The organism is Ruoffia sp. FAM 26255 (assembly GCF_045528525.1).
Lineage (GTDB): Bacteria > Bacillota > Bacilli > Lactobacillales > Aerococcaceae > Ruoffia > Ruoffia tabacinasalis.
On sequence record NZ_JBGQQX010000012.1, the window covers coordinates 19,473 to 28,891 of the forward strand.

Consider the following 9,419-nt stretch of genomic DNA (forward strand, 5'->3'; position numbering starts at 1 on the left):
AAATGACTCAAACATTTATTTTAGGTGGCTATACAAAACGAGACAATAAAGGAATTCATCAAGTAGAATTCGATGCCAAAGAAGGCGCTTTTTCAGATCCAAGTTTAATTAGCGAATTAAACGGCCCTACTTTTGTGGCTTTATCTAAAGCTAAGGATTTACTTTTTGCGATTCATAAAGAAAATGACCAAGGTGGAATCGTATCTTTCAAAAAGAACGACCAAGGTACTTGGGACAAATTAGCTAGTGGTTTTGGTGATAACGGTAGTGGTTGTCACGTGAGTTACCGTGAAAGTAGTCAAACTATTTATGTATCTAACTACCATGCTGGAGTGATTGATGTATTCAAATTAGACGGTGAAGAGTTAAATGTAATTCAAACCGTGGAACATTCTGGTTCAAGTGTTCATGAAAACCAAGACTCGTCTCACGTTCACTATGCTGATTTCAATGATTCGCAAAACTTATTATTTGTTTGTGATTTAGGGACAGATTTCGTTACAACTTATGAAATCGCTGAAGACGGTACTTTAGCTCCTTCTAGCGAGATTAAATTAACTCCTGGAACGGGTCCACGTCATTTAGTATTACATCCAACAGAACCCTACGCATACATCATCGGTGAATTAGCAAACACAACAACCGTTGTATCATTAGACGCTGAGGGTAAAATGGCAGCCGTTGAAACGCAATTAAATATTCCTGAAGAACATGTTGAAAAATCTGCAGGCGCTGCAATTCGTATTACGAATGATGGCCGCTTCTTATATGTTTCAACTCGTTTCCATAATGTATTAACAGTCTTTGAAATTTCTGAAGATGGTGGAGCTTTAACGAAAATTCAAGAAATCGATACGAACGGTGAAATCCCTCGTGATTTCAATATTGATGAAACTGAAAAATTTGTTCTAGTTGCTCACCAAGATACAGATCATATTTCAGTATTTGACCGTAACGCTGAGACAGGTCAATTAACATTTATTCAAAATAATACACTAGCACCTGAGTGTGTGTGCATCGCCTCAGCTTAATTAACAAAATAATGAATTCAAAGCCAAACCATTTCAGTTTGGCTTTTTTTGCTGTTATTTTTCTTTGACGAAAACGTTTAAATTCGATTTTATAATGGATACTATACTTTTTTAGTGAATTTACGTTATAATGGATTGAATAAATTTCTAGAGAGGATAGGAAACATGGATCAAATGATTGATATTATTGAACTTATAAAAATATTTGTCCTGAGTGTGGTACAAGGGATCACAGAGTGGCTACCGATAAGTAGTACGGGACATATGATTATCTTAGAAGATTTAATTCCTTTGAATTTATCTTCAGAATTCGTTGAGGTCTTTTTAGTACTTGTACAATTAGGCTCAATTTTCGCAGTAATTTTACTTTACTTTAATAAATTAAATCCTTTTTCACCAAAGAAAACTTCAGTGGAGCGTAAAGATACTTGGGTGCTTTGGTTTAAAGTTGCTTTTGCAAGTATTCCAGTCGCAATCTTCGGCTTTGCTTTAAAAGATTATATGGATGAATACTTCTATAATCCTATTGTTGTTGCTATTGCACTGATTGTGTACGGGATTATCTTTATTTGGATTGAACGCACCGGTGAATCTAAACATGCAGCTACAGTGACTGATTTTAATTCATTATCTTTTGCGACAGCTTTTAAAATCGGAATCTTCCAAGCATTGTCTATCATTCCTGGAACATCTCGTTCAGGTTCTACGATTATCGGTGGATTATTAGTTGGAACGTCTCGTCACATTGCGACTGAGTTCTCATTCTTCTTAAGTATCCCAGCTATGTTTGGTGCAAGTTTAGTTAAACTACTAGACTTAGGTTTCGCATTCACAACAGTTGAATGGATTTACTTATTATTCGGAATGTTTGTTGCTTTTATTGTTTCAGTATTTGCAATTAAATTCTTACTGAACTACTTGAAACGTAATGACTTTACTGGCTTTGGTAAATATCGTATCGTATTAGGTGCAATCGTTATACTTTACTCGCTGTTCCAGTTTTAATATTTAATTTATAAACCCAGTTGATTGTCTTAATGGCAATTAGCTGGGTTATTTTTTATAAAATGGGCTCTTAAGGGGCGTCGTGAGGTGGCGTGACGGACCGGAAATGCGAATGCGGGGCGTCGTGCTGACTCGCGATGGACAGCAAATCGAAATACGGAGTGTCGCGCCAGCTCACAACGCCCCATCCCACCCAAACCCCAAAACAAAAAACCGAAAACTATAACTTAGCACACGACTTAGTTATGGTTTTCGGTTATTTAACTTAATTTAATTATCCCATAGCATTTTCTTTAGTGATTTCTGTAATGCCACCCATGTAAGGAACAAGTACATCAGGAATCTTCACAGATCCATCTGCTTGTTGGTAGTTTTCTAAGATTGCCACAACAGTACGACCTACTGCTAATCCTGAACCGTTTAAAGTATGAACATGTTCTACTTTTTCGTATTCATTACGGTAGCGGATTTTTGCACGGCGAGCTTGGAAAGCTTCTGTGTTTGAACATGAACTGATTTCGCGGTAAGTCTCTTGAGCTGGGATCCATGCTTCAATATCATAAGTTTTAGCAGCAGAGAATCCCATATCACCTGTTGATAATATAATTGTGCGGTATGGAATTTTTAATGCTTCTAAGATACCTTCAGCATCTTTAGTCATACTTTCTAACTCTGCATAAGATTCATCCGGACGAGCAAGTTTAACTAACTCAACTTTGTGGAATTGGTGCATACGGATTAATCCACGCGTATCACGACCAGCGCTTCCTGCTTCTGATCTAAATGATGGTGAAAATGCTGTAAAGTGTACAGGTAATTGATCTAATGCAAGAATTTCATCAGCATAGTAGTTCGTTAATGGAACTTCAGCCGTTGGAATTAAAGTTAAGTTACGGTCCCCTTCTAACTCAAATACATCTTCTTTAAATTTAGGGAATTGCCCTGTTCCGAACATTGCTTTTTCATTTACCATGTAAGGTGTGATCATTTCGCGGTAGCCATTTTTCCCGTGAGTATCTAACATAAAGTTGTAAACAGCACGCTCTAAACGAGCTCCTTGGCCTACATAGTATACGAAACGCGCACCGGCAACTTTTGCTCCACGTTCAAAATCTAAGATACCTAAGTTTTCAGCAATATCCCAGTGATTTAATGCTTTAAAATCAAATTCTGAAATTTCTCCCCAACGGCGGATTTCAACATTATCGTCTTCATCTTCACCAACTGGCACATCTTCATGTGGGATGTTAGGTAATGTGAATTCAATATTATTTAAGTCAGTTTGAATCGCGACTAACTTGTCATCCATCGCTTTAATTTCTTTACCGATTTCTTGCATTGCTTTGATTTGCTCATCCGCATTTTCTTTGTTGCGTTTTAGCTGAGCAATTTTTTCAGTTGTTTCGTTACGTGTTTGCTTCGCTTCCTCAGTTTGAGCAATTAATTCTCTTCTTTGCGCGTCTAAGTCGCGGTAATTTTCTAATAACTCACGCTCCACACCTCGGGTGGCAAGTTTTTCTGCGACAAATTCAAAGTCATCTCTTAACATTTTACGATCTAACATATTGTTTCCTCCTGTGATTTTAAATATTCATTAAATTAAACATAGCCATAAAAAAGAACCTTCCGTCCCTGAATAATTCATGGGACGAAAGGTTCTCATTCGCGGTGCCACCCAAGTTCAAATAAACCCAATAATAGTGAGTTTACTTGCTCTTAAATTCAATAACGGTGAGGCCGGCACTACTTAATCGCGCTTTCGTAGGCTGAATAAAACGTGGATTCTTTGATTAAACTGAGTGATTCTCACCAACCATCACTTCTCTTAACAATTATCTCAAATACTATTCGTTTCTCATTTAATCATATTATAAATTATCCCGCCATAAAGTCAAGCAATCCTACCAATTCAAGTCTTTCGCTTTGTCAGTATCGTCATAATGATGAATTGCCTCTAGCTCTTGCCATTGTTGTTGGCGTAAAGCTTCAAATATAACGATATTAGCAGTGTTTGATAAGTTAAGTGACCGTACATGTTCGTCATTCATTGGAATTCGCAAACTGTTATTTTTATGCGCTTCCATCAATTCAATCGGAAGGCCCGTTGTTTCTTTTCCAAATAGGAAGAATTGCTCATTACTTTCATTTTGAGCCAAGTCTGCCTCAGAATAAATTTGAGGTGCAAATTTAGTAATTAAATACAGTTTACGTTCACCAACGTATGAAAGAAATGCCTCTAAATTATCATGCTCGACAATATCAACATTATGCCAATAATCTAAGCCAGCACGTTTCAACATTTTATCATCGGTTGAAAATCCTAGAGGATGAATTAAATGGAGCGTTGAATTAGTTGCCGCGCAAGTTCTAGAGATGTTCCCTGTATTAGCAGGCATCAATGGTTCAAATAAAGCAATATGATTTTTCAATGGAATCCTCCCTTTCTTCACGTAATTTGGTGAATGTTTAGATAGAAAAAGACACGTATTGAACGTGTCTTTTAATAAAATTATTTGAAGATTACTCTTCTTCTGCTTCTTCTGCTTCTTCTTCAGTTGCACCAATTACTTCTGGTTCAGCTGCTTCTTCATCTGGATCTACGTCTTCTGCTTCTTCAGTAGGAATTGAGATTGAAACGATTGTTGCATCATTTTCCATCATAATTTCTACACCTTCTGGGAGAGCGATATCCGCTACAGTTAAAGTATCACCGATTTCTAAGCCTTTTACATCCACTTCAAAGTATTGAGGGATTGTATCTGGTTTAGTTTCAACAGTAATTTCGTTTTCAACGATTTCAACGATACCTTCTTCAATTGTTTCATCATTAACAACGTATAATGGAATTTCTACCGTTAATGTTTGGTCAGCAGAGATAGCTTCCAAGTCAATTGAGTACATTTCGTCTTTTAACGCTGCACGTTCATAGTCTTTTAACCATACTTTTTGAGTGCCACCGTTAAAATCTAAATTGAATACCGCGTTAGTACCTTCTTCTTTTAATAAAGCTTCGAAATCACGACGATCTACTAAAAGCGAAGTTGCTTCTACTGTTTTACCGTATAAAGATACAGGCACTTTTCCTTCAGCACGAGCTTTGCGTGAAGCACTTGAGCCAGTTGTTTCTCTAAGTTCTGCTTTTAAGTTCATAATAAAATCTCCTTATCTATAAATAATTTAATGCATTTCAAATAGTAATTTTCGCACATACGTTATAGTATCAAATTTTCCTCTAAAAAGCTAGATAAAACCATATTTTTTTTATACAATAAGTAAAGATTCATTGCTTTGCAATAGAGAGGTAGGTCCCATGAGAAAAATATTAAGCTACTTTAAACCCTTTGATTATGTATTTATTATCGTGTCAATCATCATTTCTTTTATTCCAAATGTCATTACGAATGCTCATCTCAATGATTCAGAAGATGCCGTTGCGATAGTGAAAATCCACGGTGAAGTTGTAGATGAGTTCCAATTATCAGAAGGATTAGAAGTCGAAAAGACATATTATCCAAACGATAACCAGTACAATATTATCGAAATCAATAATAACCAAGCTCGTATTAAAGAAGATAATAGTCCTGATCAAGTTGGCGTTAGAACAGGTTGGATTGAAAGACCAGGGCAAACTGCGATTTGTCTCCCCCACGGGCTCGTGTTAGAGATTACCGGCAAAATGGCTGATGATGAATTGATACTACCCTTGTAAATAACTAATCATAAAATGGAGGTTTTATAATGTCAGCAGCCAAATTTAAACCCACAGGTGAAGATGTCGTCGAATTTATTGAGTCGATTGATTCAAAACAAAAACAAATTGATTCATTTTTTTATTAGATTTATTTAAAGAAGTGACTGGTTTTGAACCTCAAATGTGGTATCCAAATATTATCGGTTTTGGAACTTACCATTATGTCTACAATTCTGGTCGTGAAGGTGATACATCTTATTTAGCCTTTTCCCCTAGAAAAGCCAAATTTAGTTTGTACCTTGCTACCGAATTTAAAGACAAAGATAAATTATTAGCGCAACTTGGAAAACACACCACTGGTAAAATGTGTATTTACGTAAATAAATTAGCTGATATTGATTTAGATGTCTTAAAAACAATGTTAGAAAACTCAATGGAACACACTTTAAGTAAATATCCTAAATAAAAAAGCAGCCTCGATTTTCAATAAAATCGAGGCTGTCTTTATACTAACAATAAAACAAATAGAGCAATGACATACATACTTAAAAACAATATAAAACTCTGAATAGCTTCTTTAAAGGCAATTGGCTGTGGAATTCTTTCCGTATATCTCATCACACCTTGATAATGCACATAGCCAACGGCTAAAGTAACAATCGTCCACCAAGGGAATATACCGGTAATAATATAAGTCAACCACACAATCCATGGTAAGAAGCTAAGCAACTGATACAAGCGAATCGCGTTCGGTCTACCAATATAGTAAACTAACGTCCGTCGTTCGTTTTGAATATCTGTATCCAAATCTCGGGTGTTATTGGCAAGCATAATATTCGCTATTAAAAGTATTTGTGGCAAGCTGAACCAAAATATCTTAAGAATATCAAACCAACCGATATTCAATACTAAATTAGTCCAAGTCCATTCACTTGAAAGCAGTACTTCATAGCGGGTCATGAATACCGCCAGAAAAGTGATACCGAATCCCATCGTTAAACTTGAGAAAATCTCCCCGTATGGTGTACGTGAAATTGGTAACGGTCCAAATGTGTAAATTATTCCAATAAAATATAACAAAGCTCCGATCAATAAGAGCATTGGATCTGTTAACCAAACGAGATATAAACTAAGTATCAGCGAAATAGCTAAAAGGATAAATACAATGATGACCATTGTCCGGTAATTTAATTTGTATTTACCAATCACATTCTGCTCTTCCTTATAGTTATTATCTAAGGCTTTGTGATAATCCAATGTATTATTAATCGCTGTTACCGTCATATCAAAACAAGTCGCAGCTAGGAAAAATATAACTGAATTCAACCAATTAAATTCTTTGAAATAGTAACCTGTCCATAAAAAACCAACCATCATTGGAAAAAAACTTGCTATTTTTGTTCGAATTTCGACAAATTCTAAAAACATTTTTAAATTTATTTTATTCATCAGCGATGTAATACTCCTCATTCGTTAAATTAAAACTATCTTGAATACCAGCAGAAAGATGTACGCCACCTTCCTTATCGACATAAGCCACTTCAAACCCATCTTTTGAATTTATAAACTCGATACCTTCTTCAATCTCCATTAAGAATAAGGCTGTCGAATAAGAGTCACCATCAAAAGAGGTTGGTGCAAAGACAGTTACACCTGAAATCTCATTATCTAAAGGATAGCCTGTTCTAGGATCCATAATGTGATGGTATTTTGTGCCGTCCACTTCTAAATATCTTTCGTAGATACCACTTGTAACAATGGCTGCATTTATGACACGTTGAGTCCCAACTATTTCACCACGCACTTCATCAGGGTCTTGAACCCCAACATTCCAACCATCTTCATTGGATGGTGATGTCCCCATAACAACGACATTCCCTCCAAGGTTAATGATGGCTGTTGTAATATTGTTTTCCTCAAAGATCTCAACAATGCCACTACCAATATATCCCTTAGAAATACCACCTAACTCCAGTGACATGCCTTCTTCTTCAAGCATGACCGTCATATTCTCTTCATCAATGCTAATCTTTTCATAATCGATTAGATTAACTGCTTCAGTTATTTCAGAATCTTCTGGAACACGCGCATCATCACTTCCGATTTGCCATAAATCTGTGAGAACTCCAATTGAGATATCAAAGAGCCCATCACTCTCTTGGGCAATTTGAATTGAACGTTTAATGATTTCCATTGTTTCAGGTTGTACTTCAACCGGCTCAATCCCAGCATTCTCATTGATTCTATATACGTCAGATCCTTCAACGTTTGTGGAAAGGAGTGTTTCCATCTCCGCCATATAATCAATCGCTTCTTGCATCACATCTTCGACGCCTTCATGATAGACTTGCATTTGAACAACCGTATGTAACATCGTCTCCGTTATGGTTGTAGGTTCTTTAACAATCGGGAGCCCATTTTCATTTACTTCTGTCGTAGTTGTCGGACTTGCCCCTGATATAACCACTTCTGGCTCATCATCACTTGCACAACCAAATAAGATGATTGCTGTAACAAATAAGGCCACTTTTTTCATTGCATTTTTCATTAAATATGCTCCTAGCTATTCTAATTCGTAATACTTATTATACTATTCTTATAGCTTCTATAAAAGTGAAAAAGTGAGCTAATTGTATAAATTAGCTCACTTATGACATATTTTCTATTTAATTATTTTGGCTTATTCTTCAGATGATTCTTCTTCAGATGATTCTTCTTCAGTTGATTCTTCAGACTCTACTTGAGATGATTCTTCCGAAGTTTCTTCTGATGTTGACTCTTCGCTTGATTCTTCAGATGACTCTTCAGATTCTTCACTAGACTCTTCAGATTCTTCACTAGACTCTTCTGCATCAGCTGTTAAACTTGCTAATTTAGCATCATTTGTAGCTTGAGTTGCTAAAGCGATGAATGTTGTAGAAAGTTCTTCTTGACCTTCTACCGGCTCAACACCTTCAACATTTCCAGCTTCTACTAAAGCAGCTGCTAATTCATCAGCAACGTCTTGATCTTCAGCTTCAAATATTGCGTCAGTAATTTCGCCACCCTCAACAGTAATTGTTAAGTCTTCAGCTGTATATTCACCGTCTGCTAATTCTAGTTCATCAACATTAACTTCTTCAGTGTTGCCTTGTGCAGCTAACTCTAATAATACTTCCGAAGTGAATTGGAATGAAGTTGATGTTGAAGTTGCACCTGAAACAACATCTACGTCTGCTGATTGTGATTCAACTAATGCATCATTTAATTCTTGAGTTGCATCTGCCGATGATACTCCAGCTACTTCTTCCATTTGAGTATTGTACTCTTCATCTTCTGATTTTAAGTCTCCGTCTTCATTTTCGTAATCAAAGTTTGAATCAGTAATTTCTCCATCTGCAACAGTGATCGTATGAGTTACAGCCCAACCACGTTCGTCTGGGTTACCTACAACTGAGTATTCACCGTCTGTTAATGCACCAGCTTCTGCTGATTCGTCAGTTCCTACTACTGCAGCATCGTCAGCTGATTCTTCTGAATCTGCTGATGATTCTTCGTCAGTTGACCCTTCCGATTCTTCTGATGATTCTTCTTCAGTTGACTCTTCTGATTCTTCTGATGTTTCTTCTTCAGTTGACTCTTCCGATTCTTCTGATGTTTCTTCTTCAGTTGACTCTTCCGATTCTTCTGATGTTTCTTCTTCAGTTGACTCT

General features: G+C 36.4%; 10 protein-coding genes and 1 other annotated feature. Of the genes, 4 read left to right on the forward strand and 6 right to left on the reverse strand.

Features of this window, described 5'->3' with window-relative positions; all coding sequences use genetic code 11:
• The first annotated feature begins 2 nt into the window (after positions 1-2).
• Together ACEN31_RS03880 and ACEN31_RS03885 are read left to right on the forward strand one after the other, a co-directional pair.
• A complete protein-coding gene (locus ACEN31_RS03880) occupies positions 3-1,031 on the forward strand; it encodes a lactonase family protein (RefSeq protein ID WP_407108700.1) in 1,029 nt (342 codons plus the stop codon).
• 165 nt (positions 1,032-1,196) lie between these two features.
• Positions 1,197-2,036: an undecaprenyl-diphosphate phosphatase gene (locus tag ACEN31_RS03885; RefSeq protein WP_171031349.1), complete on the forward strand. Its 840-nt coding sequence runs from the start codon at positions 1,197-1,199 to the stop codon at positions 2,034-2,036.
• 274 nt (positions 2,037-2,310) lie between these two features.
• Here ACEN31_RS03885 and serS read toward each other — a convergent pair whose 3' ends face one another.
• The 3 genes from serS to ACEN31_RS03900 all read right to left on the reverse strand — a co-directional run bounded on the left by serS (position 2,311) and on the right by ACEN31_RS03900 (position 5,186).
• Positions 2,311-3,600: a serine--tRNA ligase gene (serS, locus tag ACEN31_RS03890; RefSeq protein WP_407108701.1), complete on the reverse strand. Its 1,290-nt coding sequence runs from the start codon at positions 3,598-3,600 to the stop codon at positions 2,311-2,313.
• 77 nt (positions 3,601-3,677) lie between these two features.
• Positions 3,678-3,903, reverse strand: a binding site (T-box leader).
• A 34-nt stretch (positions 3,904-3,937) separates the two neighbouring features.
• A complete protein-coding gene (locus ACEN31_RS03895) occupies positions 3,938-4,465 on the reverse strand; it encodes a tRNA (cytidine(34)-2'-O)-methyltransferase (protein ID WP_407089738.1) in 528 nt (175 codons plus the stop codon).
• A gap of 91 nt (positions 4,466-4,556) precedes the next feature.
• Positions 4,557-5,186, reverse strand: a complete 630-nt coding sequence (locus ACEN31_RS03900; protein WP_407108702.1) for a 50S ribosomal protein L25 — start codon at positions 5,184-5,186, stop codon at positions 4,557-4,559.
• Positions 5,187-5,346: 160 nt separating this feature from the next.
• Here ACEN31_RS03900 and ACEN31_RS03905 point away from each other — a divergent pair, with 160 nt between their 5' ends.
• Both ACEN31_RS03905 and ACEN31_RS03910 read left to right on the forward strand, forming a co-directional pair.
• The gene (locus ACEN31_RS03905; RefSeq protein ID WP_407089736.1) at positions 5,347-5,745 is read left to right on the forward strand and encodes a NusG domain II-containing protein; all 399 of its coding nucleotides are present in this window, start codon (positions 5,347-5,349) and stop codon (positions 5,743-5,745) included.
• 142 nt (positions 5,746-5,887) lie between these two features.
• On the forward strand, positions 5,888-6,193 hold the full coding sequence (locus ACEN31_RS03910) for a DUF1801 domain-containing protein (protein ID WP_407108703.1): 306 nt from the start codon (positions 5,888-5,890) through the stop codon (positions 6,191-6,193).
• 38 nt (positions 6,194-6,231) lie between these two features.
• Here the strand turns inward: ACEN31_RS03910 and ACEN31_RS03915 are convergent, their stop codons facing one another.
• The 3 genes from ACEN31_RS03915 to ACEN31_RS03925 form a co-directional block, all read right to left on the reverse strand.
• Positions 6,232-7,176 (reverse strand): UbiA family prenyltransferase, encoded by a 945-nt coding sequence (locus tag ACEN31_RS03915; RefSeq protein ID WP_407089734.1) that lies wholly within the window; start codon positions 7,174-7,176, stop codon positions 6,232-6,234.
• Positions 7,169-8,275, reverse strand: coding sequence for an FAD:protein FMN transferase (locus ACEN31_RS03920; protein ID WP_407089733.1), 1,107 nt, complete (start codon positions 8,273-8,275; stop codon positions 7,169-7,171). The genes ACEN31_RS03915 and ACEN31_RS03920 overlap by 8 nt, the downstream gene beginning before the upstream one ends.
• A gap of 132 nt (positions 8,276-8,407) precedes the next feature.
• On the reverse strand, positions 8,408-9,419 hold a 1,012-nt coding region (locus ACEN31_RS03925), incomplete at its 5' end, for an FMN-binding protein (protein WP_407108704.1).